General features: G+C 54.5%; 20 protein-coding genes. 19 read left to right on the top strand and 1 reads right to left on the bottom strand.

Annotated features, from left to right (window positions below):
* Window positions 1–2 precede the first annotated feature (2 nt).
* The 9 genes from iscS (at window position 3) to sseB (ending at window position 7,205) form a co-directional block, all read left to right on the top strand.
* A complete protein-coding gene (gene iscS / locus OGY33_RS13145) occupies window positions 3–1,217 on the top strand; it encodes a cysteine desulfurase (protein WP_003835233.1) in 1,215 nt (404 codons plus the stop codon).
* Window positions 1,218–1,243: 26 nt separating this feature from the next.
* Complete coding sequence (gene iscU, locus OGY33_RS13140) at window positions 1,244–1,630, top strand: Fe-S cluster assembly scaffold IscU (RefSeq protein WP_002913991.1); 387 nt, start codon at window positions 1,244–1,246, stop codon at window positions 1,628–1,630.
* 20 nt (window positions 1,631–1,650) lie between these two features.
* A complete protein-coding gene (gene iscA / locus OGY33_RS13135; RefSeq protein WP_003835203.1) occupies window positions 1,651–1,974 on the top strand; it encodes an iron-sulfur cluster assembly protein IscA in 324 nt (107 codons plus the stop codon).
* Window positions 1,975–2,082: 108 nt separating this feature from the next.
* Window positions 2,083–2,598 (top strand): co-chaperone HscB, encoded by a 516-nt coding sequence (gene hscB, locus OGY33_RS13130; protein ID WP_191238234.1) that lies wholly within the window; start codon window positions 2,083–2,085, stop codon window positions 2,596–2,598.
* 15 nt (window positions 2,599–2,613) lie between these two features.
* Entirely contained in the window at window positions 2,614–4,464 is a 1,851-nt protein-coding gene (gene hscA, locus OGY33_RS13125; RefSeq protein WP_003838439.1) for a Fe-S protein assembly chaperone HscA, read from the top strand.
* 1 nt (window position 4,465) lies between these two features.
* Window positions 4,466–4,801, top strand: a complete 336-nt coding sequence (fdx, locus tag OGY33_RS13120) for an ISC system 2Fe-2S type ferredoxin (protein WP_003037690.1) — start codon at window positions 4,466–4,468, stop codon at window positions 4,799–4,801.
* A gap of 11 nt (window positions 4,802–4,812) precedes the next feature.
* Complete coding sequence (gene iscX, locus OGY33_RS13115) at window positions 4,813–5,013, top strand: Fe-S cluster assembly protein IscX (protein ID WP_003037694.1); 201 nt, start codon at window positions 4,813–4,815, stop codon at window positions 5,011–5,013.
* Window positions 5,014–5,074: 61 nt separating this feature from the next.
* On the top strand, window positions 5,075–6,358 hold the full coding sequence (gene pepB, locus OGY33_RS13110) for an aminopeptidase PepB (protein ID WP_103015187.1): 1,284 nt from the start codon (window positions 5,075–5,077) through the stop codon (window positions 6,356–6,358).
* Between the two features lie 70 nt (window positions 6,359–6,428).
* A complete protein-coding gene (gene sseB, locus OGY33_RS13105; protein ID WP_016157136.1) occupies window positions 6,429–7,205 on the top strand; it encodes an enhanced serine sensitivity protein SseB in 777 nt (258 codons plus the stop codon).
* A gap of 43 nt (window positions 7,206–7,248) precedes the next feature.
* Here the strand turns inward: sseB and sseA are convergent, their stop codons facing one another.
* Window positions 7,249–8,094 (bottom strand): 3-mercaptopyruvate sulfurtransferase, encoded by an 846-nt coding sequence (sseA, locus tag OGY33_RS13100; RefSeq protein WP_191238235.1) that lies wholly within the window; start codon window positions 8,092–8,094, stop codon window positions 7,249–7,251.
* 206 nt (window positions 8,095–8,300) lie between these two features.
* On the opposite strand from sseA, the gene OGY33_RS13095 reads away from it, so the two are divergent.
* The 10 genes from OGY33_RS13095 (at window position 8,301) to der (ending at window position 24,772) form a co-directional block, all read left to right on the top strand.
* Window positions 8,301–13,235: an alpha-2-macroglobulin family protein gene (locus OGY33_RS13095; protein ID WP_191238236.1), complete on the top strand. Its 4,935-nt coding sequence runs from the start codon at window positions 8,301–8,303 to the stop codon at window positions 13,233–13,235.
* Window positions 13,236–15,548 carry a peptidoglycan glycosyltransferase PbpC gene (gene pbpC, locus OGY33_RS13090; protein ID WP_191238237.1) on the top strand — a complete coding sequence of 771 codons (2,313 nt, stop codon included), beginning with the start codon at window positions 13,236–13,238 and terminating at the stop codon, window positions 15,546–15,548.
* Between the two features lie 148 nt (window positions 15,549–15,696).
* Complete coding sequence (gene ndk / locus OGY33_RS13085; protein WP_003037710.1) at window positions 15,697–16,128, top strand: nucleoside-diphosphate kinase; 432 nt, start codon at window positions 15,697–15,699, stop codon at window positions 16,126–16,128.
* Between the two features lie 251 nt (window positions 16,129–16,379).
* Window positions 16,380–17,546: a dual-specificity RNA methyltransferase RlmN gene (rlmN, locus tag OGY33_RS13080; protein WP_008785455.1), complete on the top strand. Its 1,167-nt coding sequence runs from the start codon at window positions 16,380–16,382 to the stop codon at window positions 17,544–17,546.
* 283 nt (window positions 17,547–17,829) lie between these two features.
* On the top strand, window positions 17,830–18,828 hold the full coding sequence (gene rodZ / locus OGY33_RS13075; RefSeq protein WP_008785454.1) for a cytoskeleton protein RodZ: 999 nt from the start codon (window positions 17,830–17,832) through the stop codon (window positions 18,826–18,828).
* Between the two features lie 26 nt (window positions 18,829–18,854).
* Window positions 18,855–19,973, top strand: coding sequence for a flavodoxin-dependent (E)-4-hydroxy-3-methylbut-2-enyl-diphosphate synthase (gene ispG, locus OGY33_RS13070; RefSeq protein WP_003037720.1), 1,119 nt, complete (start codon window positions 18,855–18,857; stop codon window positions 19,971–19,973).
* Window positions 19,974–20,083: 110 nt separating this feature from the next.
* The gene (gene hisS / locus OGY33_RS13065; RefSeq protein ID WP_003835173.1) at window positions 20,084–21,358 is read left to right on the top strand and encodes a histidine--tRNA ligase; all 1,275 of its coding nucleotides are present in this window, start codon (window positions 20,084–20,086) and stop codon (window positions 21,356–21,358) included.
* Between the two features lie 13 nt (window positions 21,359–21,371).
* Entirely contained in the window at window positions 21,372–21,992 is a 621-nt protein-coding gene (locus OGY33_RS13060; protein ID WP_003835172.1) for a YfgM family protein, read from the top strand.
* Between the two features lie 10 nt (window positions 21,993–22,002).
* Window positions 22,003–23,181: an outer membrane protein assembly factor BamB gene (bamB, locus tag OGY33_RS13055; RefSeq protein WP_008785453.1), complete on the top strand. Its 1,179-nt coding sequence runs from the start codon at window positions 22,003–22,005 to the stop codon at window positions 23,179–23,181.
* A gap of 118 nt (window positions 23,182–23,299) precedes the next feature.
* Window positions 23,300–24,772 (top strand): ribosome biogenesis GTPase Der, encoded by a 1,473-nt coding sequence (gene der, locus OGY33_RS13050; protein WP_003835168.1) that lies wholly within the window; start codon window positions 23,300–23,302, stop codon window positions 24,770–24,772.
* The last annotated feature ends 65 nt before the right edge of the window (window positions 24,773–24,837 follow it).

Genomic DNA, 24,837 nt, shown 5'->3' with positions numbered 1-24,837 from the left:
CAATGAAATTACCGATCTATCTCGACTACTCCGCAACCACGCCGGTGGACCCGCGTGTTGCCGAGAAAATGATGCAGTGTCTGACCCTGGACGGAAACTTTGGTAACCCAGCGTCTCGTTCACACCGTTTCGGCTGGCAGGCTGAAGAGGCGGTAGATATCGCCCGTAACCAGATTGCCGACCTCGTGGGCGCTGACCCGCGTGAAATCGTATTTACTTCCGGTGCGACTGAATCCGATAACCTGGCGATTAAAGGTGCAGCCAACTTTTATCAGAAAAAAGGCAAGCACATCATCACCAGCAAAACCGAACACAAAGCCGTGCTGGATACCTGTCGTCAGCTGGAGCGTGAAGGGTTTGAAGTTACCTACCTCGCCCCGCAGCGTAACGGCATTATCGACCTGAAAGAACTTGAAGCGGCAATGCGTGACGACACCATCCTCGTGTCCATCATGCATGTGAACAACGAAATCGGCGTGGTGCAGGATATCGCGACTATCGGCGAAATGTGCCGTGCTCGCGGCATCATCTATCACGTTGATGCGACCCAGAGCGTGGGCAAACTGCCTATCGATCTGAGCCAACTGAAAGTTGACCTGATGTCCTTCTCCGGCCACAAAATCTATGGTCCGAAAGGTATCGGCGCGCTGTACGTTCGTCGTAAACCGCGTATTCGTATTGAAGCGCAGATGCACGGCGGCGGTCACGAGCGCGGTATGCGTTCCGGTACGCTGCCTGTGCACCAGATCGTCGGCATGGGTGAAGCATACCGTATCGCTAAAGAAGAGATGGAAACCGAGATGGCGCGCCTGCGCAGTCTGCGTAACCGTTTGTGGAACGGCGTGAAAGATATGGAAGAGGTGTACCTCAACGGTGACCTCGAGCAGGGCGCACCGAACATTCTCAACGTCAGCTTCAACTTTGTTGAAGGCGAGTCGCTGATTATGGCGCTGAAAGACCTGGCTGTATCCTCCGGTTCTGCATGTACTTCTGCAAGCCTGGAGCCATCCTACGTGCTGCGCGCGCTGGGGATGACCGACGAGCTGGCACACAGCTCAATTCGTTTCTCTTTAGGTCGTTTCACTACCGAAGAAGAGATTGACTATGCCATCAATCTGGTTCGCAACTCCATTGGCCGTCTGCGCGACCTTTCTCCACTGTGGGAAATGTTCAAACAGGGTGTGGATCTGAACAGCATTGAATGGTCACATCACTAATTCGGCACCGATAAGGAGAATTCAACATGGCTTACAGCGAAAAAGTTATCGATCATTACGAGAATCCACGTAACGTGGGCTCTTTTGACAACAGCGACGAGAACGTGGGCAGCGGCATGGTCGGTGCACCAGCCTGTGGCGACGTGATGAAGTTGCAGATCAAAGTCAACAATGAGGGTATCATTGAAGACGCGCGTTTCAAGACTTACGGCTGCGGTTCCGCTATTGCTTCCAGCTCTCTGGTTACCGAATGGGTAAAAGGGAAATCTCTGGACGAAGCACAGGCGATTAAAAACACCGATATCGCCGACGAGCTTGAACTGCCACCGGTGAAAATTCACTGCTCTATTCTGGCTGAAGACGCGATTAAAGCCGCGATTGCGGATTACAAAAGCAAACGTGAAGCAAAATAATTAAGAGTTGAGGTTTTATTATGTCGATTACCTTAAGCGACAGTGCAGCAGCGCGTGTAAATACCTTCCTGGCAAACCGCGGTAAAGGGTTTGGTCTGCGTCTGGGCGTGAGAACCTCCGGCTGCTCAGGTATGGCCTATGTACTGGAATTTGTTGACGAGCCGGCGGCTGAAGATACCGTGTTTGAAGACAAAGGCGTAAAAGTCGTGATCGACGGTAAGAGCCTGCAATTCCTCGACGGTACGCAGTTAGACTTCGTCAAAGAAGGTCTGAACGAAGGGTTTAAGTTCACTAACCCGAACGTGAAAGACGAATGTGGATGCGGCGAAAGCTTCCACGTGTAACGCGCTTACTGATAACCCCACCGTGGTCGCCTGCGCGTGGGGTTTGTTTTACCTGACTCTCTGGTTTTGCCTCATCGAACAACAGAGAATCGATGCCCTGAGAATGTTATGGACTACTTCACCCTCTTTGGCTTACCGGCCCGTTATCAGCTCGATACTCAGGCGCTGAGCCTACGTTTTCAGGATCTACAACGTCAGTATCATCCTGATAAATTCGCCAGCGGTTCCCAGGCGGAACAACTTGCTGCGGTTTCGCAGTCCGCCACTATCAACCAGGCCTGGCAAACGCTGCGTCATCCTTTGATGCGCGCCGAATACTTATTGTCTTTACACGGTTTTGAAATCCGCAGCGAGCAGCACACGGTGCGCGATACCGCGTTCCTGATGGAGCAACTGGAGCTGCGTGAAGAGCTGGACGAGATTGAACAGGCAAAAGACAGTCAACGTTTAGATGCGTTTATGAAACGCGTCAGCGAAATGTATAACGTTCGCCATCAACTGATGGTGGAACAGCTGGATAGCGAGACGTGGGACGCAGCGGCAGATACCGTGCGTAAGCTGCGTTTTCTCGATAAACTGCGAAGCAGTGCAGAACAACTCGAAGAAAAACTGCTCGATTTTTAATTTCCGGAAGCGAAAATGGCCTTATTACAAATTAGTGAGCCTGGTCTGAGCGCCGCGCCGCACCAGCGTCGTCTGGCGGTAGGTATCGATTTAGGCACTACCAACTCCCTGGTTGCGACCGTACGCAGTGGCCAGGCCGAAACGCTGGCAGACCATGAAGGTCGCCACCTGTTGCCGTCAGTGGTTCACTATCAGCAGCAGGGCTACTCTGTCGGTTACGATGCCCGCGCCAATGCAGCGTTGGATACGGCAAACACCGTTAGCTCGGTAAAACGCATGATGGGCCGCTCTCTGGCGGATATCCAGGCGCGTTACCCGCATCTGCCATACACGTTCCAGGCGAGCGAAAACGGTCTGCCGATGATTGAAACCGCTGCCGGATTGCTTAATCCGGTGCGCGTCTCCGCTGATATTCTGAAAGCGCTGGCCGCGCGGGCTACCGAATCGCTGTCCGGCGAACTGGACGGCGTGGTAATCACCGTTCCGGCTTACTTTGACGACGCACAGCGTCAGGGGACCAAAGACGCCGCGCGTCTGGCGGGCCTGCACGTATTGCGTCTGCTGAACGAACCGACCGCAGCGGCGATCGCGTATGGTCTGGACTCCGGTCAGGAAGGCGTGATCGCAGTCTACGATCTTGGCGGCGGTACGTTTGATATTTCTATTCTGCGCCTGAGCCGTGGCGTGTTTGAAGTGCTGGCGACCGGCGGTGATTCCGCGCTCGGCGGCGACGATTTTGACCATCTGCTGGCCGATTACATTCGCGAGCAGGCGGGCGTGGCCGATCGCAGCGATAACCGCGTACAGCGTGAACTGCTGGATGCCGCGATTGCAGCGAAAATCGCACTTAGCGACGCTGATTCTGTAACGGTTAACGTGGCTGGATGGCAGGGGGAAATCACCCGTGAAACCTTTAATGAACTCATTTCCGCACTGGTCAAGCGTACGCTGCTGGCCTGCCGTCGCGCGCTGAAAGATGCGGGCGTGGAGCCGCAAGATGTGCTGGAAGTGGTGATGGTTGGCGGTTCAACGCGCGTGCCTCTGGTACGTGAACGCGTCGGTGAATTTTTTGGCCGTACGCCGCTGACCTCTATTGACCCGGACAAAGTGGTCGCTATCGGTGCGGCAATCCAGGCGGATATTCTGGTCGGAAATAAACCGGACAGCGAAATGCTGCTGCTGGACGTAATCCCGCTGTCTCTGGGACTGGAAACCATGGGCGGTCTGGTGGAGAAAGTGATCCCACGTAACACCACTATCCCAGTGGCGCGCGCGCAGGACTTTACCACCTTTAAAGATGGCCAAACCGCGATGTCCATTCACGTGATGCAGGGCGAGCGTGAGCTGGTGCAGGACTGTCGTTCACTGGCGCGTTTTGCGCTGCGCGGCATCCCGGCATTGCCAGCAGGCGGCGCGCATATCCGCGTGACCTTCCAGGTGGATGCCGATGGGCTGCTGAGCGTCACCGCCATGGAGAAATCCACAGGCGTTGAGTCCTCAATCCAGGTTAAACCGTCCTACGGTCTGACTGACAGTGAAATCGCCTCCATGATTCAGGATTCGATGAGTTTTGCCGAGCAGGACGTTAAAGCCCGTATGCTGGCAGAACAGAAAGTCGAAGCGGCACGCGTACTGGAGAGTTTATCCGGTGCGCTGAACGCTGATGCCGCGCTGTTAAGCGCCGCAGAACGTCAGGCTATCGACACCGCCGCCGCGCACTTGAGCGAGGTTGCACAGGGTGACGATGTTGACGCGATAGAACAAGCCATTAAAAACGTAGACAAACAAACCCAGGAATTCGCCGCTCGCCGCATGGACAAATCCGTCCGTAGCGCGCTGAAAGGCCATTCCGTGGACGAGGTTTAATATGCCAAAGATTGTTATTTTGCCTCATCAGGATCTCTGTCCCGATGGCGCAGTTCTGGAAGCTGAGACAGGCGAAACCATTCTCGACGTTGCCCTGCGTAACGGGATTGAGATTGAACACGCCTGTGAAAAATCCTGTGCCTGCACTACCTGCCACTGCATCGTGCGTGAAGGTTTTGATTCTTTGCCGGAAAGCACAGAAGAAGAAGACGACATGCTGGATAAAGCCTGGGGACTGGAGCCGGAGAGCCGTTTAAGCTGTCAGGCACGGGTAACCGAGGACGATTTAGTGGTCGAAATCCCACGTTACACAATCAATCATGCGCGTGAGCATTAACAGAGGGTAGTATGGGACTGAAGTGGACCGATAGCCGCGAAATCGGCGAGGCGCTGTATGACGCTTTCCCCGATCTCGATCCCAAGACCGTTCGTTTCACCGATCTGCACCAGTGGATCTGTGACCTGGAAGAGTTCGATGATGATCCTCAGGCATCGAACGAAAAAATCCTTGAGGCCATTTTGCTGGTCTGGCTGGACGAAGCCGAATAAGTCAACGGGCTGCCCACGGGTGGCCCGTTTTCCTGTATGCGCGAAAATAAGGATAAATAAAATGACAGAAGCCATGAAAATTACGCTTTCCACGCAACCCGCCGATGCCCGCTGGGGTGAAAAGGCGACATACAGCATTAATAATGACGGCATTACCCTGCACCTGAACGGAAAAGATGACCTCGGCCTTATCCAGCGTGCCGCGCGTAAAATCGACGGCCTGGGCATTAAACACGTGCAACTGGACGGTGAAGGCTGGGATACTGAACGTAGCTGGGCGTTCTGGCAGGGCTACAAGGGACCAAAAGGCACCCGCAAAGTTGAGTGGGCCGCTCTGGACGAAGCGCAGCGCAAAGAGCTGGATAGCCGTCTGAAGATTATTGACTGGGTGCGCGATACCATTAACGCCCCGGCAGAAGAGCTGGGCCCGGAACAGCTGGCGCAGCGCGCTGTTGATCTGCTGTGCTCCGTCGCGTGCGATAACGTCTCTTACCGCATCACCAAAGGCGAAGATCTGCGCGAGCAGAACTACATGGGTCTGCATACCGTGGGTCGCGGCTCTGAACGTCCTCCAGTGCTGCTGGCGCTGGACTACAACCCAACAGGCGATAAAGAAGCCCCGGTTTATGCCTGCCTGGTTGGTAAGGGAATTACTTTTGATTCCGGTGGTTACAGCATCAAGCAAAGCGCATTTATGGACTCAATGAAGTCCGACATGGGCGGTGCGGCAACGGTCACCGGTGCGTTGGCATTTGCCATCACCCGTGGTCTGAACAAGCGCGTGAAGCTGTATCTGTGCTGCGCGGATAACCTGATTAGCGGCAACGCCTTTAAGCTCGGCGACATTATTCACTATCGCAACGGTAAAAAAGTTGAAGTGATGAATACCGATGCCGAAGGACGTCTGGTGCTGGCCGATGGCCTGATCGATGCCAGTGCGCAGAAACCGGAACTGATCATTGATGCTGCCACGCTGACCGGCGCGGCGAAAACCGCCCTGGGTAACGATTATCACGCGTTGTTCAGCTTTGACGACAAGCTGGCTGCTCGCCTGCTGGCAAGTGCGGCGCAAGAAAACGAACCGTTCTGGCGTCTGCCGCTGGCAGAGTTTCACCGTAGTCAGTTGCCGTCTAACTTTGCCGAACTGAATAACACCGGCAGCGCGGCTTACCCGGCTGGCGCAAGCACCGCGGCGGGCTTCCTGTCCCATTTCGTGGAAAACTACCAGCAGGGCTGGCTGCATATCGACTGCTCCGCAACCTATCGCAAAGCGCCGGTTGAGCAGTGGTCTGCGGGCGCAACCGGTCTGGGTGTGCGCACGATTGCGAATCTGCTGACCGCATAATTTATTACTGTATTGCCGGATGGCGCTACGCTTATCCGGCCTACATGTATTCATCCAATTTGTGATACTTATGTCCGAAACAAAAAACGAATTAGAAACATTGCTTGAACAAGCGGCGACAGAACCTGCGCATCGTCCGGCATTTTTCCGTACTTTACTGGAATCCACAGTCTGGGTGCCGGGTACTGCCGCAGAAGGCGAGGCGGTGGTTGAAGACAGCGCTCTCGACCTGCAGCACTGGGAAAAAGAAGACGGCACGACCGTGATCCCGTTCTTCACTTCTCTGGAAGCCCTGCAGCAGGCGGTGGAAGATGAGCAAGCATTTGTCGTTATGCCGGTGCGTACGTTATTTGAAATGACGCTCGGCGAAACGCTCTTTCTCAACGCGAAACTGCCGACCGGCAAAGAATTTATGCCGCGTGAAATCAGCCTGCTGATGGGGGAAGAGGGGAATCCGCTCAGCACCCAGGAAGTACTGGAAGGCGGTGAATCGCTGATCCTCTCTGAAGTCGCTGAACCTCCGGCGCAGATGATTGACTCGCTGACCACGCTGTTTAAAACCATTAAGCCGGTAAAACGCGCGTTTCTCTGCTCAATCAAAGAAAGCGCGGAAGCCCAGCCGAATCTGCTGATTGGTATTGAAGCGGAAGGGGATATTGAAGAGATCATCCACGCTGCTGGCAGCGTCGCGACCGATACGCTGCCGGGCGATGAACCTATTGATATCTGCCAGGTGAAGAAGGGTGAGAAGGGCGTGAGCCACTTTATCACTGAGCATATCGCACCGTTCTACGAACGCCGCTGGGGCGGTTTCCTGCGCGACTTTAAACAGAACCGGATTATCTAAATTGTAGGCCGGATAAGCGAAGCGCTATCCGGCTTTTCCAGCTTTATAATTGCGGTTCTACCGGTAAATCGTTGCGCGCTCCCCATTCGCTCCATGCGCCGTCATACAATGCGACGTCAGAAACGCCCAGCGTGGCAAGTGCCAGCACGACCACGGCAGCCGTTACGCCGGAGCCGCAGCTGGCGATAATGGGGCGGTCAAAGCTCACGCCGTGGCTGAAGAAAATAGCATCCAGCTCATCGGTGGTTTTCAATTCGCCGTCACGAACCAGTTCTGTCCACGGTACGTTAAGCGCACCCGGCACATGACCACGTTTCAGACCAGGACGCGACTCGTCAACTTCGCCATTAAAACGCGCAGCCGGACGGGCATCGACGATCTGCGCCGTTTTTTCATGACTGGCCAGCAGTACATCGGTAACGCGCACAACTGCGTCAGGCGTAAAGGCCACGTTAAATTCACCTTCAGGTAAATCCTCATCGCCTTCCTTGAGCATTAACTCATCGCGCTTCCAGCCTGCCAGACCGCCTGCCAGAATGGAGACATTTTCGACGCCAAATGTCCGCAGCATCCACCATGCACGTGGCGCGGAAAACAGATTACCGTCATCGTAGATAACCAGATGCTTATCCTGATCAACGCCCAGCTCGCGCATCGCAACGGCAAAGGCTTCGGGGCGTGGCATCATATGCGGTAGCGGTGAGGTATGATCGGAAAGTGCTTCAATATCAAAAAAGACTGCGCCAGGAATATGGCCCGCACGATACTCCTCACCAACATCGCGATCTTCCTGTCCTGGAGGTGCCATCCGGGCATCAAGAATTTGTATTTCCGGGTCGTCAATGTGTTCGGCAAGCCAGTCGGCAGCGACAAAGAAGGCGGTGGTCATAGGCATCTCCATTTTTACCAGGTTTTGGCAAATTGTCGGATGTTTACCGTAAAGCGACAAGTAAAACAGGCTGATTTGTCAGGTGAATCCACATTAATCACTTAAATTAAGACAACGTTGTTCAGTTACTGACTTCCACAGCCGGAAATCTGACGCATAATAGTTGTTCTACGTAGCTAACGGGCCACTACGGCCAGGGATGAAAAATGAAACATTTACGCGTAGCGGCCTGCATGCTGATGCTGGCACTGGTCGGGTGCGATAATAATAACGAAAAATCACCGACGGCTGCGAAACCTGACTCGCCAGCTCCCCAGACTGCGCCAGTAAAAGACAAGGCCCAATTACAAAAGCTGGTGCAACAAAGCCAGGGCAAGTCGCTGACGCTGCTGGATGCCTCAGAGGTCCAGCTCGACGGTGCGGCAACGCTCGTTTTGACCTTCTCCATTCCCCTCGATCCAGAACAAGATTTTTCCCGCGTCGTGCACGTTGTTGATAAAAAAAGCGGCAAAGTGGATGGTGCCTGGGAGCTGGCACCAAATCTGAAAGAGCTGCGCTTACGCCATCTGGAACCTAACCGGGAACTGGTGGTGACCATTGAGCGTGATTTGCTGGCGCTGAATAAAGCGACGTTCGCTATTGATTATGAAAAAAACATTACCACCCGCGATGTACAGCCAAGCGTTGGGTTTGCCAGTCGCGGCTCGCTGTTGCCGGGAAAAGTAATTGAAGGCCTGCCGGTAATGGCCCTCAACGTTAACAGTGTGGATGTGAACTTCTTTCGCGTGAAGCCTGAATCGCTCGGCGCATTTGTCAGCCAGTGGGAATACCGCAATTCGTTGACGAACTGGGAATCTGACAATCTACTGAAAATGGCGGAACTGGTGTATACCGGACGCTTTGATCTCAATCCTGCGCGTAACACCCGTGAGAAGCTGCTGCTGCCGCTGAGCGATATCAAGCCGTTGCAGCAAGCAGGTGTTTACATCGCGGTGATGAATCAGGCTGGACAATACAACTACAGTAATGCCGCTACGCTGTTCACGCTCAGCGATATTGGTGTGTCTGCACACCGTTACCATAATCAACTGGATGTCTTTACGCAGAGTCTGGAAAACGGCGCTGCGCAGCAGGGTATTGAGGTCACGTTACTCAACGAAAAAGGACAGACGCTGGCGCAGGCTACCAGCGACGCGCAGGGTCATGTCAAACTGGAGACTGATAAAGACGCGGCTTTATTGCTGGCCCGCAAAGACGGGCAAACCACGCTGCTGGATTTGAAACTCCCGGCGTTGGATCTGGCTGAATTTGATATTGCCGGTGCACCGGGATACAGCAAACAATTCTTTATGTTTGGTCCCCGTGACCTCTATCGTCCTGGCGAAACGGTGATCCTCAACGGATTACTGCGTGACAGCGACGGCAACACGTTGCCCGACCAGCCGGTGAAGCTGGAGGTCGTGAAGCCCGATGGGCAAGTGTTACGTTCGGTGGTTAGCCAGCCGGAGAACGGTCTGTATCGCTTTAGCTGGCCGCTGGACACCAACGCGCCAACCGGTATGTGGCATATTCGTGCTAATACGGGCGACAACCAGTCACGGATGTGGGATTTCCACGTCGAAGATTTTATGCCTGAGCGGATGGCGCTCAATCTCTCCGCTAATAAGATTCCGGTAGCTCCGGCTGATGAAGTGAAGTTCTCGGTAGTGGGCTACTACCTGTACGGCGCGCCTGCTAACGGCAATGCTCTGCAAGGGCAGCTTTTCCTGCGCCCGCTGCGCGAAGCGGTGCAGGCATTACCGGGGTTCCAGTTTGGTAATATTGCTGAAGAAAACCTGTCCCGCAGCCTCGATGAAGTTCAGCTTACGCTGGATGAACACGGTCGCGGCGAAGTGACCACCAACAGCCAATGGCAGGAGACGCATTCCCCGTTACAGGTGATCCTGCAAGCCAGCCTGCTGGAGTCAGGTGGCCGCCCGGTGACGCGTCGGGCTGAACAAGCCATCTGGCCTGCGGACACGCTGCCGGGTATTCGTCCGCAGTTTGCGGCAAAAGCCGTCTATGACTACCGCACTGATACCACCGTGAATCAGCCTATCGTTGATGAAAACAGCAACGCCGCTTTCGACATTGTTTATGCCGATGCGCAGGGCGAGAAAAAAGCGGTGTCCGGTTTGCAGGTGCGTTTGATCCGCGAGCGCCGGGATTATTACTGGAACTGGTCTGAAGGCGAGGGCTGGCAATCACAGTTCGATCAAAAGGATCTGGTTGAAGGTGAGCAGACTCTGGATCTTAAGGCCGATGAAACCGGTAAAGTCAGCTTCCCGGTTGAGTGGGGTGCCTATCGTCTGGAAGTGAAAGCCCCGAATGATGCGGTGAGCAGCGTACGCTTCTGGGCAGGTTATAGCTGGCAGGATAACAGCGACGGCAGTGGGGCCGTGCGTCCCGATCGCGTGACTCTGAAACTGGACAAACCCAGCTATCGTCCTGGCGATACCATGAAGCTGCACGTTGCCGCTCCCGCTGCTGGCAAAGGTTATGCGATGGTGGAATCCAGCGAAGGCCCGCTGTGGTGGCAAGAAATAGACGTACCGGCGGATGGTCTCGATATCTCCATCCCGATCGATAAAACCTGGAATCGCCACGATTTGTATCTCAGTGCGCTGGTGGTTCGTCCTGGCGACAAGTCCCGTTCGGCCACGCCAAAACGGGCGGTTGGTTTACTGCATTTGCCGTTAGGTGATGAAAACCGTCGTCTGGCGCTGGCGCTGGAAAACCCGGCGAAAATACGGCCAAATCAGCCGTTGACCGTCAAGATTAAAGCCAGCGTCAAAAATGGCGACGTACCAAAACAGGTTAACGTGCTGGTCTCTGCCGTTGATAGCGGGGTGTTGAACATTACCGATTACGCCACGCCAGATCCGTGGCAGGCATTTTTCGGACAAAAACGCTATGGCGCGGATATTTATGATATTTACGGCCAGGTGATCGAAGGGCAAGGGCGGCTGGCGGCACTGCGCTTTGGTGGTGATGGCGATGAATTAAAGCGCGGCGGTAAGCCACCGGTTAATCACGTCAATATCGTGGCGCAACAGGCGCTGCCGGTCACGCTCAACGAGCAGGGCGAAGGTACGGTGACGCTACCGATTGGTGATTTCAACGGCGAGCTACGGGTAATGGCACAGGCCTGGACGGCGGATGACTTTGGCAGCAGTGAAAGCAAGGTGATTGTTGCCGCGCCGGTAATTGCTGAACTGAATATGCCGCGTTTTCTGGCGGGAGGCGATACCTCGCGACTGACGCTGGACGTGACTAACCTGACTGACAAACCGCAAACACTGAATATTAAGCTCGCGGCCAGCGGTTTACTGGAGCTGATGGGGCAAGATCCTGCTCCATTGAATCTGGCACCAGGCGTACGGACTACGTTGTTTATTCCGGTGCGTGCGCGGGAGGGGTTTAGCGATGGCGAAATTCAGGCAGAAATTAGCGGTCTGACTTTACCGGGTGAAACGCTGCCAGTTCAGCATAAACAGTGGAAGATTGGCGTGCGTCCGGCGTTCCCGGCGCAAACCGTTAATAACGGTGTCGCACTTCAGCCGGGCGCAACCTGGCAGCTTCCGGGCGAAGAACTGACCAACTTCTCCCCTGCAACGATGCAGGGGCAACTGCTGTTCAGCGGTAAGCCGCCGCTAAATCTGGCGCGTTATATCCGCGAACTGAAGGCTTACCCTTACGGCTGCCTGGAGCAAACGGCGAGCGGGTTGTTCCCATCCTTATACACCAACGCTGCGCAATTGAAGGCGTTAGGTATTGTGGGCGACAGCGATGAAAAACGCCGCGCGGCAGTCGATATTGGGATTTCTCGTTTAGTGCAGATGCAGCGTGATAACGGCGGTTTCGCGTTGTGGGATAAAAACGGGTCGGAAGAGTACTGGCTGACCGCGTATGTCATGGATTTCCTCGTTCGGGCAAATGAACAGGGCTACAGCGTCCCGGTAGAGGTCATTAACCGTGGCAACGAGCGGCTGCTGCGCTATTTGCAGGATCCCGGAATGTTGTCGATTCGCTATACCGACGACTCTTCAGCAAGCCGGTTTGCCGTACAAGCCTACGCCGCGTTGGTTCTGGCGCGTCAGCAAAAAGCCCCGCTTGGCGCACTGCGTGAGATCTGGGAGCGCCGTGCGCAAGCGGCCTCTGGTTTACCGCTGTTACAACTGGGAATCGCGCTGAAAAATATGGGCGATGCTAACCGCAGTGAACAGGCGTTGACGCTGGCGCTGAATACGCCGCGCCGCGATACGCAACAGTGGATGGCGGATTACGGCAGTGCGTTACGGGATAACGCGTTGATGCTGGCCTTGCTCGAAGAGAACAAGCTCAAACCTGACGTGCAGAATACGCTGCTGAACACGTTGTCAGAACAGGCCTTTGGGCAGCGCTGGCTCTCGACTCAGGAAAATAATGCGTTGTTCCTTGCCGCGCGTACGTTACAGGACTTGGCAGGCACATGGCAGGCGCAAACGTCACTCTCGGAGCAACCGTTAGCCGGGGAGAAATCACAGACGCGTAATCTGGATGCCGATGCGCTGTCTACGCTGCGCGTCACCAATACCGGTAATCAACCGCTGTGGCTGCGTCTGGATGTGAGCGGTTATCCGCAAACCTCACCGACGCCTGCCAGCAACGTTCTGCATATTGAGCGTCAAATTCTGGGGCTCGACGGAAACAGCAAATCGCTGGATTCGCTGCGCAGCGGCGAGCTGGTGCTGGTCTGGCTGGAGGTGAAAGCCAGCCAGAACGTGCCGGATGCGCTGGTGGTTGACTTACTGCCAGCAGGACTGGAACTGGAAAACCAGAATCTGGCCAACGGCAGCGCCAGCCTGCAGGATAGCGGTAGCGAAGTGGCGAATCTGCTTAATCAGATGCAGCAGGCAGATATCCAGCACGTTGAGTTCCGTGACGATCGCTTTGTCGCTGCGGTGGCGGTCAATGAAGGACAACCGGTTACGCTGGTGTATCTGGCGCGAGCGGTAACGCCGGGGACCTACCAGGTTCCCGTCCCACAGGTGGAATCAATGTATGTTCCGCAGTGGCGCGCGACCGGTGCGACAGAGGGACTTTTGATTGTCAGACCGTAAATGATGCGCGGGTTGGGTAAACGCGGCTGCTGGCTCTGGCTGGCAGCCGTTGCGCTATTGATTGTGGCGGCAGTTTGGGCGGCAGATAAAATCTGGCCGCTGCCCTTGCACGAAGTCGATCCGGCACGGGTCGTGGTGGCACATGATGGTACGCCACTCTGGCGCTTTGCCGATGCCGAAGGTATCTGGCGGTATCCGGTAACGATTGATGAGGTGTCGCCCCGCTACCTTGAGGCGTTAATTAACTATGAAGACCGCTGGTTCTGGAAGCATCCCGGCGTCAATCCGTTTTCAGTACTGCGCGCAGCATGGCAGGACCTCTCCTCTGGGCGTGTGGTTTCGGGCGGTAGTACGCTCACCATGCAGGTCGCACGATTACTCGATCCCCATCCGCGAACCTTCGGCGGCAAGTTTCGCCAACTCTGGCGCGCATTGCAGCTGGAATGGCATCTCTCCAAACGCGACATCCTGACACTGTATCTCAACCGTGCGCCGTTTGGCGGTACGCTGCAGGGCGTGGGGGCGGCAAGTTGGGCCTATCTTGGTAAATCACCCGCGCAATTGAGTTACTCCGATGCCGCGCTACTGGCTGTTTTGCCACAGGCACCGAGTCGCCTGCGTCCGGATCGCTGGCCGGACCGTGCTGAAGCGGCGCGTAATAAAGTGCTCGAACGTATGGCGACCCAGGGTATTTGGTCTGCCAGACAGGTACAGGAGTCGCGTGAAGAACCGGTCTGGCTGGCGCCCCGGCAAATGCCGCAGTTAGCGCCGTTATTCTCGCGCATGATGCTGGGAAAAAGCCGGAGCGATAAAATCGTGACTACCCTTGATGCCGGATTGCAGCGTCAACTGGAAGAGCTGGCGCAGAACTGGAAGGGGCGCTTACCTGCACGCAGTTCGCTGGCAATGATTGTGGTCGATCACACCGATATGAGCGTGCGTGGTTGGGTGGGGTCGGTAGATATGAATGACGACTCCCGCTTTGGTCATGTGGATATGGTGAATGCGATCCGTTCGCCAGGCTCGGTGCTGAAGCCGTTTGTTTACGGTCTGGCGCTGGATGACGGACTCATTCATCCCGCTTCGTTGTTGCAGGATGTGCCGCGGCGAACCGGGGACTATCGACCAGGGAATTTTGACAGCGGTTTTCATGGCCCGGTGAGCATGAGCGAAGCGCTGGTAAGGTCGTTGAATTTACCCGCCGTGCAGGTACTTGAAGCCTATGGTCCGAAGCGCTTTGCCGCATCGTTACGTAATGTCGGCTTACCGCTGTATCTGCCCGCAGGGGCCGCGCCGAATCTGTCGCTGATTTTAGGTGGTGCGGGGGCAAGGCTGGAAGATATGGCCGCAGCGTACAGCGCCTTTGCCCGCCAGGGAAAAGCGGGAAAACTACGTCTGCAGCCGGGTGACCCACTGCTTGAACGTCCGTTGATGTCGGCGGGTGCGGCGTGGATTATTCGCCGTATTATGGCCGACGAAGCGCAACCGCTGCCGGATAACGCACTGAGCAGAGTGGTTCCGCTGGCGTGGAAAACGGGCACCAGCTATGGCTATCGCGATGCCTGGGCGATTGGTGTTAATGCTCGTTATGTGATCGGTATCTGGACTGGCAGACCAGACGGAACGCCGGTGGTGGGCCAGTTTGGATTTGCCAGCGCCGTGCCGCTGCTCAATCAGGTCAACAATCTTTTGCTCTCTCGCGGGACCAATCAGCCGGAAGATCCACGTCCTGATTCCGTGAGTCGCGGCGTGGTGTGCTGGCCGGGTGGGCAATCCCTTGCCCCCGGAGACAGCAACTGCCGTCGCCGTCTGGCAACCTGGTTACTGGATGGCAGTCAGCCACCAACGTTATTATTGCCCGAGCAGGAAGGGGTTAATGGCATTCGTTTTCCTGTCTGGCTGGATGATGAAGGCAAACGTGTGGCGGCGGATTGCCCGCAGGCGCACGAGCAAACGTTAATCGTCTGGCCGTTGCCGCTGGAGCCATGGCTACCGGAATCAGAACGCCGTGGGGAGAGATTACCGCCAGTTTCTGCCACATGTCCGCCGCTGGGGCAAGACGCTTCGCAGCCGTTGCAGTTGACAGGCATTCGTGATGGCGCGATTGTGAAGCGTTTACCCGGTTCTGCTCAAGCCTCATTGCCGGTGCAAACCAGCGGTGGGAGCGGTGAACGCTGGTGGTTTCTTAACGGTGAAAGGCTGGATGAACGCGGGCGTCGTCTTACGCTACGGCTGGTGACTAAAGGGGATTATCAACTGCTGGTGATGGATGATGCTGGTCAGGTAGCGACGGTGAGATTTTCGATGCAGTAGACCAGTTGGTGACTGTTTGTTGCTAAAATTCATCTTATTTTAAAGAAATGTTACCTTCATCAATAGTCAATTGCCGGGATGCTCTTTATAATCCGCGCCAGGTCGTACATCTATATAGACAACAACAGAACACATTACAGAGGTTATCATGGCTATTGAACGTACTTTTTCCATCATCAAACCAAACGCGGTGGCAAAAAACGTTATTGGGAGCATCTTTGCGCGCTTTGAAGCAGCAGGGTTCAAAATTGTCGGCACTAAAATGCTGCACCTGACCGTTGAGCAGGCACGTGGCTTCTATGCTGAGCACGATGGCAAACCGTTCTTTGACGGTCTGGTTGAATTCATGACCTCCGGTCCGATCGTTGTTTCTGTTCTGGAAAGCGAAAATGCCGTACAGCGTCATCGTGATCTGCTGGGCGCAACCAACCCGGCGAATGCGCTGGCCGGTACTCTGCGTGCAGACTATGCTGACAGCTTCACCGAGAACGGTACTCACGGTTCCGACTCCGTTGAGTCAGCGGCGCGCGAAATCGCCTATTTCTTTGGTGAAGGTGAGGTTTGCCCGCGCACTCGCTGATAAGCTCGTCCTGTAGGCCGGATAAGCATTTGCGCATCCGGCTCTGCTTTGCCTGATGGTGACGCTGATGCGTCTTATCAGGCCTACGATCTTCCTTTACATATTATTTTCGCTAATGCTTCGTGCAAACGTGGCATCCCTGCGCCAGACTTTGTACAATGCAACGCCCCGGAAGAGCAGATCGCTTGCCGGGGCGTTTCTTTTTAACCCTCCACGGGCCACAACGTGTAACAACGAGGCCGGAAAAAATTATGTCTGAATTAGTTAACACCTCTGAAGTCGTCATTCCTGCGGTTCCAAATAAAAATGGAAAAATTAACCTGCTGGATCTGAACCGTCAGCAAATGCGCGAATTCTTCAAAGAGATGGGCGAAAAACCGTTTCGTGCCGATCAGGTCATGAAGTGGATGTACCACTATTGCAGCGACAACTTTGATGACATGACTGACATCAACAAGGTGCTGCGTAACAAGCTGAAAGAAGTGGCTGAAATTCGCGCCCCGGAAGTGGTGGAAGAGCAGCGTTCTTCTGACGGTACGATCAAATGGGCTATCGCGGTTGGCGATCAGCGCGTTGAAACGGTGTATATCCCGGAAGACGATCGTGCGACCCTGTGTGTTTCTTCACAGGTCGGGTGCGCATTAGAGTGTAAATTCTGCTCTACGGCGCAACAGGGCTTTAACCGTAACCTGCGGGTATCTGAGATCATTGGTCAGGTCTGGCGCGCGGCGAAGATCGTCGGTGCGGTAAAGGCTACGGGCGTGCGTCCTATTACCAACGTGGTGATGATGGGGATGGGTGAGCCGCTGCTCAACCTGACCAACGTGGTTCCGGCGATGGAAATCATGCTCGATGACTTCGGTTTTGGGCTGTCCAAGCGTCGCGTCACGCTATCCACCTCAGGCGTTGTCCCTGCACTGGATAAGCTGGGTGATATGATTGACGTCGCGCTGGCGATTTCTCTGCATGCGCCGAACGATGAAATTCGTGACGAAATTGTACCTATCAACAAAAAGTACAATATCGAAACATTCCTTGGCGCGGTTCGTCGTTATCTGGAGAAGTCCAACGCTAACCAGGGTCGTGTAACCATTGAGTATGTGATGTTAGATCACATCAATGATGGCACTGAACACGCGCATCAGCTGGCAGAACTGCTGAAAGATACGCCGTGTAAGATCAACCTGATCCCGTGGAACCCGTTCCCGGGCGCGCCGTATGGCCGTAGTTCTAACAGCCGTATCGATCGTTTCTCCAAAGTGTTGATGAGCTATGGTTTCACTACCATCGTGCGTAAAACACGTGGTGATGACATCGATGCAGCCTGCGGTCAGCTGGCGGGCGACGTTATCGACCGTACCAAGCGTACTCTGCGTAAGCGTATGCAGGGCGACGCTATCGAGATTAAGACCGTTTGATGTTGGCGCACTACGGTATAATTCCTGTACCGTAGTGCAACGTAAGCCATATGAGGTTTTTTGTTGTCGTCGTCAGGTCAATAATAACGGTGCGTTTTTGTCGACTTTAAGGCAGTATGTAACGGCGTAACAAGTGTTTAGCCCTCAGGTTTACGCCGTTTTGTCATTGATAGTCTGACCGTTTTATACTGTCTGACGAAGGTTAACTGACCAGATGTTTCGCGGTGTGGGTGAGCATTGTGGCTCGCCGGCATCAGAACCCAAATTTACGCAGCTGTAGCGAATGAATACTGAAGCCACGCACGACAAAAATGAAACACTATCCACCGGCGTTCGTCTGCGCAATGCCCGTGAACAACTCGGATTCAGCCAGCAGGCAGTCGCGGAGCGACTTTGCCTGAAGGTCTCCACGGTACGCGATATTGAAGAAGATAAGGCGCCAGCCGATCTTGCTTCAACATTCCTGCGCGGGTATATCCGTTCTTATGCGCGTCTGGTGCATATTCCTGAAGAAGAACTGTTGCCAGGGCTGGAAAAACAGGCTCCGATTCGACCAGCTAAAGTCGCACCGATGCAGAGCTTCTCGCTCGGCAAACGTCGTAAGAAACGCGACGGCTGGTTAATGACCTTTACCTGGCTTGTGCTGTTTGTCGTTGTCGGACTGACAGGCGCCTGGTGGTGGCAGAACCATAAAGCACAGCAGGAAGAGATCACCACCATGGCCGATCAATCCTCTGCTGAGCTGAATGCCGGTAAAGAGGGTGCGCAGAACGTACCGTTAGATACCAGCGCAGCAGCAGGGCAGGATACCCCTCCGGCTCCTGACGATGGTGCGGTAGCGGACGCAGCGCCAACGCCAGACGTTGCTGCGACCCCGGCCCCCGCCGCTGATGCGCAACAGAACGCCGTTGTTGCCCCATCTCAGGCTAACGTCGATACCGCAACCGCAGCGCCAACAGCGCCAGCTACAGCGGCTCCTCTGCCGACCGATCAGGCAGGTGTGACTACACCTGTAGCCGATCCTAACGCGCTGGTGATGAACTTTACCGCCGATTGCTGGCTGGAAGTAACCGATGCGACCGGTAAAAAACTGTTCAGCGGGATGCAGCGTAAAGACGGCAATCTAAACCTGACCGGTCAAGCGCCGTACAAACTGAAAATTGGCGCCCCGGCGGCAGTGCAGATTCAGTTCCAGGGTAAACCTGTCGATCTGAGTCGTTTTATCAGAACTAACCAGGTTGCACGTCTGACCGTTAATGCCGAACAATCACCGGCTCAGTAACAGACGGCAATGCGGGAGATTTTTTAATGCATAACCAGGCTCCAATTCAACGTAGAAAATCGACACGCATTTACGTTGGGAACGTGCCGATTGGCGATGGTGCGCCCATCGCCGTACAGTCTATGACTAACACGCGTACCACGGATGTGGAAGCGACGGTTAATCAGATTAAAGCGCTGGAACGCGTAGGCGCAGACATTGTTCGTGTCTCCGTACCGACAATGGATGCCGCAGAAGCGTTCAAGCTTATCAAACAGCAGGTTAACGTCCCGCTGGTTGCCGATATTCACTTCGACTATCGTATCGCGCTGAAGGTGGCGGAATACGGTGTTGATTGCCTGCGTATTAACCCAGGTAATATCGGTAGTGAAGAGCGTATTCGCATGGTGGTGGATTGCGCTCGTGATAAAAATATTCCAATCCGTATCGGCGTCAACGCCGGATCGTTGGAAAAAGATCTGCAGGAAAAATACGGCGAACCGACGCCGCAGGCGCTGCTGGAATCCGCTATGCGCCATGTGGATCACCTCGATCGTCTGAACTTCGATCAATTCAAAGTCAGCGTTAAAGCGTCTGACGTTTTCCTCGCCGTAGAATCCTATCGCCTGCTGGCGAAACAGATCGATCAACCGCTGCATCTGGGGATCACCGAAGCTGGTGGCCTGCGTAGTGGTTCGGTGAAGTCCGCGATCGGCCTTGGCCTGCTGTTATCTGAAGGGATCGGCGATACGCTGCGTGTTTCTCTGGCAGCCGATCCGGTGGAAGAGATCAAAGTGGGTTTCGATATCCTGAAATCGCTGCGCATTCGCGCGCGCGGGATCAACTTCATCGCTTGCCCAACCTGTTCGCGTCAGGAGTTTGACGTTATTGGTACGGTTAACGCGCTGGAGCAACGCCTGGAAGATATCATTACGCCAATGGACGTTTCGATCATCGGCTGCGTGGTAAACGGTCCTGGTGAAGCGCTGGTTTCTACGCTGGGCGTGACGGGCGGTAACAAGAAAAGTGGCCTGTATGAAGACGGCGTGCGTAAGGACAGACTCGATAACGACGACATGATTACGCAGCTTGAAGCCCGCATCCGCGCTAAAGCGAGTATTCTGGACGAAGCGCGTCGTATCGACGTGCAGCAGCTTGAAAAATAACAACGTGATGGGAAGCGGCGTGCTTCCCGTGTATGATTGAACCCGCATGGCGCCCGCATTGTTCGGGTTAGCGCTGAGGGTTCATTTTTATATTCATAAAGAGAATAAACGTGGCAAAAAACATTCAAGCCATTCGCGGCATGAACGATTATCTGCCTGGCGAAACCGCCATCTGGCAGCGCATTGAAGGCACTCTCAAAAACGTGCTCGGTAGCTACGGTTACAGTGAAATCCGCTTGCCGATTGTAGAGCAGACCCCGTTATTCAAACGCGCGATCGGTGAAGTCACCGACGTGGTTGAAAAAGAGATGTATACCTTTGAGGACCGTAATGGCGACAGCCTGACGTTGCGTCCTGAAGGGACTGCGGGCTGCGTACGCGCCGGCATCGAACATGGTCTCCTGTACAATCAGGAACAGCGTCTGTGGTATATCGGGCCGATGTTCCGCCACGAACGTCCGCAGAAAGGACGCTATCGTCAATTCCATCAGTTGGGTGTCGAAGTATTTGGCCTGCAAGGCCCGGACATCGATGCGGAGCTGATTATGCTGACCGCTCGCTGGTGGCGCGCGCTGGGTATTTCTCAGCATGTTAGCCTTGAGCTGAACTCAATCGGTTCGCTTGAAGCCCGCGCTAACTACCGTGATGCGTTGGTCGCCTACCTGGAACTGCACAAAGAGAAACTGGACGAAGACTGCAAGCGTCGTATGTACACCAATCCGCTGCGCGTTCTCGACTCCAAAAACCCGGAAGTACAGGCGCTGCTTAACGACGCACCTGCACTGGGCGACTATCTTGATGACGACTCTCGCGAGCACTTCGCGGGCTTGTGCAAACTGCTGGAATCCGCAGGCATTGCCTACACCGTCAATCAGCGTCTGGTTCGTGGTCTTGATTACTACAACCGCACCGTATTTGAGTGGGTCACCAGCAGCCTGGGCTCTCAGGGCACCGTGTGTGCCGGTGGTCGTTACGACGGTCTGGTCGAGCAACTTGGCGGTCGTGCAACGCCTGCCGTGGGCTTTGCTATGGGGCTGGAACGACTTGTTTTGTTAGTTCAGGCAGTTAATCCGGAATTTAACGCAGATCCTGTTGTCGATATATACCTGGTCGCTTCAGGGGCGGACACGCAGTCGGCGGCAATGACGCTTGCAGAACGTCTGCGCGATGAAGTTCCTGGTGTGAAACTGATGACAAACCACGGTGGCGGCAACTTTAAGAAACAGTTTGCCCGTGCCGATAAGTGGGGCGCCCGCGTTGCACTGGTACTGGGCGAGTCCGAAGTGGCTGACGGTACTGTTGTAGTGAAGGATTTGCGCTCTGGTGAGCAAACGGCAGTAGCGCAGGATAGCGTTGCCGCGCATTTGCGCACTTTACTGGGCTAAGGAGAAGGACAGCGTGGAAATTTACGAGAACGAACACGACCAGGTTGATGCGGTAAAACGCTTCTTTGCTGAAAACGGCAAGGCGCTGGCTGTTGGGATCATTTTAGGGGTTGGCGCGCTGGTTGGTTGGCGTTACTGGACCAGCCATCAGACGGAGTCCGCACGCTCTGCTTCTCTGGCATATCAAAATACGGTGACTGCGGTTAGCGCGGGTAAACCGGACAGCATTCCTGCCGCTGAGAAATTTGCTGCAGAGAATAAAAATACCTACGGCGCGCTAGCTTCACTGGAACTTGCGCAGCAGTTTGTTGACCAAAATGAACTTGAGAAAGCCGCAAGTCAGCTGCAACAGGGCTTGGCTGCGACCAGCGATGAAAATCTCAAAGCGGTGATTAACCTGCGTCTGGCTCGTGTTCAGGTTCAGCTTAAACAGGCTGATACCGCGCTGAAAACACTCGACACCATTAAAGGTGAAGGGTGGACGGCTATTGTTGCCGATCTGCGCGGTGAAGCGTTGCTGAGCAAAGGCGACAAACAAGGTGCGCGTAGCGCATGGGAAGCGGGTGTGAAAAGCGATGCCTCTCCTGCTCTGAGCGAAATGATGCAGATGAAAATCAATAATTTGTCCATCTGAGAGGGACCCGATGCAATTGCGTAAATTACTTCTGCCAGGGCTGCTTTCCGTTACCCTATTGAGCGGCTGTTCACTGTTTAGTGGCGAAGAAGATGTCGTTAAGATGTCCCCATTACCGGTGGTTGAAAACCAGTTTACTCCGTCTACGGAATGGAGCACCTCTGTAGGCAACGGTATTGGTGATTTCTATTCCAATCTTCATCCTGCGCTGGCGGATAACGTTGTCTATGCAGCCGATCGCGCTGGTGTAGTGAAAGCGTTGAACGCAGGCGACGGTAAAGAAGTCTGGTCTGTGAATCTGGGTGAGAAAGACGGCTGGTTCTCCCGTGCATCTGCACAGCTTTCTGGCGGTGTAACCGTGTCCGGCGGACATGTTTACATTGGCAGCGAAAAAGCGCAGGTCTATGCGTTGAATACCAGCGACGGTACCACCGCATGGCAGACGAAAGTCGCCGGTGAAGCGCTGTCTCGTCCTGTTGTGAGCGATGGCGTAGTACTGATCCACACCAGCAACGGCCAGTTGCAGGCATTAAACGAAGCTGATGGCGCCATCAAATGGACCGTTAACCTCGACATGCCTTCCCTGTCTCTGCGTGGTGAATCCGCTCCGGCAACCGCCTTTGGCGCAGCTATTGTCGGCGGTGATAACGGTCGCGTGAGCGCCGTGCTGATGCAGCAAGGCCAGATGATTTGGCAGCAGCGTATCTCTCAGGCGACAGGCCCAACGGAAATCGATCGTCTGAGCGACGTTGATACCACGCCGGTTATCGTCAATGGCGTTGTTTACGCGCTGGCTTATAATGGTAACCTGACGGCGCTGGATCTGCGCAGTGGTCAAATTATGTGGAAACGCGAACTGGGCTCGGTGAATGATTTCATCGTCGACGGTAACCGTATCTACCTGGTTGACCAGAATGACCGCGTACTGGCGCTGACCACCGATGGCGGCGTGACGCTGTGGACGCAAAGCGATCTGCTGCACCGTCTGCTGACGTCCCCGGTATTGTATAATGGCAATCTGGTCGTCGGTGATAGCGAAGGCTACCTGCACTGGATTAACGTTGACGATGGTCGTTTTGTTGCCCAGCAGAAAGTCGACAGCTCAGGTTTCCTGACCGAGCCGGTCTCTGCTGATGGTAAACTGCTGATCCAGGCGAAAGACGGTACGCTGTACTCTATTACGCGTTAATCGTCCCGGCCGCTCGCTTTGAAAAACGGCTCCTGGTGCAGGGGCCGTTTTACTGTTTTTAACAACGGGGCAAAAAATGTGCCCGTTGTCTGATGATTTTTTAAATGAGGCTTTAAACATGGTACCTGTGGTCGCGCTTGTCGGGCGCCCTAACGTTGGCAAATCCACGTTATTTAACCGTCTAACTCGCACCCGAGATGCGCTGGTTGCGGATTTCCCGGGTCTGACTCGTGACCGTAAGTACGGTCGTGCGGAAATTGAAGGCCGTGAGTTTATCTGTATTGATACCGGCGGTATTGATGGCACCGAAGACGGTGTTGAAACCCGTATGGCGGAACAGTCGCTGTTGGCTATCGAAGAAGCAGACGTTGTGCTGTTCATGGTGGATGCACGCGCTGGCCTGATGCCAGCGGATGAAGCTATTGCTAAACATCTGCGTTCGCGCCAGAAACCGACGTTCCTGGTCGCCAACAAAACTGACGGACTCGATCCTGACCAGGCGGTTGTTGATTTCTACTCGTTGGGTCTGGGTGAAATTTATCCGATCGCGGCGTCCCATGGTCGTGGCGTTCTCAGCCTGCTGGAGCATGTTCTGCTGCCGTGGATGGATGACGTTGCTCCTCAGGAAGAAGTGGATGAAGACGCAGAATACTGGGCGCAGCTTGAAGCCAAAGAAAACGGCGAAGAAGAGCCTGAAGACGATTTCAACCCGCAGGATTTGCCGATTAAACTGGCAATCGTCGGCCGTCCGAACGTAGGTAAGTCCACGCTTACTAACCGTATTCTCGGCGAAGACCGCGTAGTGGTTTACGACATGCCGGGAACCACGCGTGACAGTATTTATATTCCGATGCAGCGCGATGAACGCGAATATGTGCTCATCGATACCGCGGGCGTGCGTAAGCGCGGCAAAATTACCGAAGCGGTAGAAAAATTCTCAGTAATCAAAACGCTGCAGGCAATTGAAGATGCCAACGTGGTGATGCTGGTGATTGACGCGCGTGAAGGGATTTCCGATCAGGACCTGTCGCTGCTGGGCTTTATCCTCAATAGTGGGCGCTCACTTGTTATCGTAGTCAACAAGTGGGATGGCCTGACGCAGGAAGTAAAAGAGCAGGTCAAAGAGACGCTGGACTTCCGTCTGGGCTTTATTGATTTTGCGCGCGTACACTTTATCTCTGCGCTGCACGGTAGCGGCGTGGGTAATCTGTTTGAATCGGTCCGTGAAGCATACGATAGCTCCACACGTCGAGTGAGCACCGCGATGCTGACGCGCATCATGACCATGGCAGTAGAAGATCATCAGCCGCCGCTGGTGCGTGGTCGTCGTGTGAAGCTGAAATATGCCCACGCTGGTGGTTATAACCCGCCAATCGTGGTGATTCACGGCAACCAGGTCAAAGACCTGCCGGATTCCTACAAGCGCTATCTGATGAACTATTTCCGCAAGTCTTTGGACGTGATGGGGACGCCAATCCGTATTCAGTTCAAAGAAGGGGAAAACCCGTTTGCGAATAAACGTAATACACTGACGCCGACCCAGATGCGTAAACGTAAGCGTTTGATTAAGCACATTAAAAAAAGCAAATAATCGTTGCTGATGTTGATAAAAACCCGCGCTTGTCGCGGGTTTTTTTTCGTCTGCCCATTGCTGAT

This window comes from Citrobacter sp. Cpo032 (assembly GCF_030332975.1).
GTDB lineage: Bacteria > Pseudomonadota > Gammaproteobacteria > Enterobacterales > Enterobacteriaceae > Citrobacter > Citrobacter portucalensis.
The sequence above is the reverse complement of the archived record's forward strand: the minus strand, read 5'-3'. Positions and strand labels throughout refer to the sequence as shown.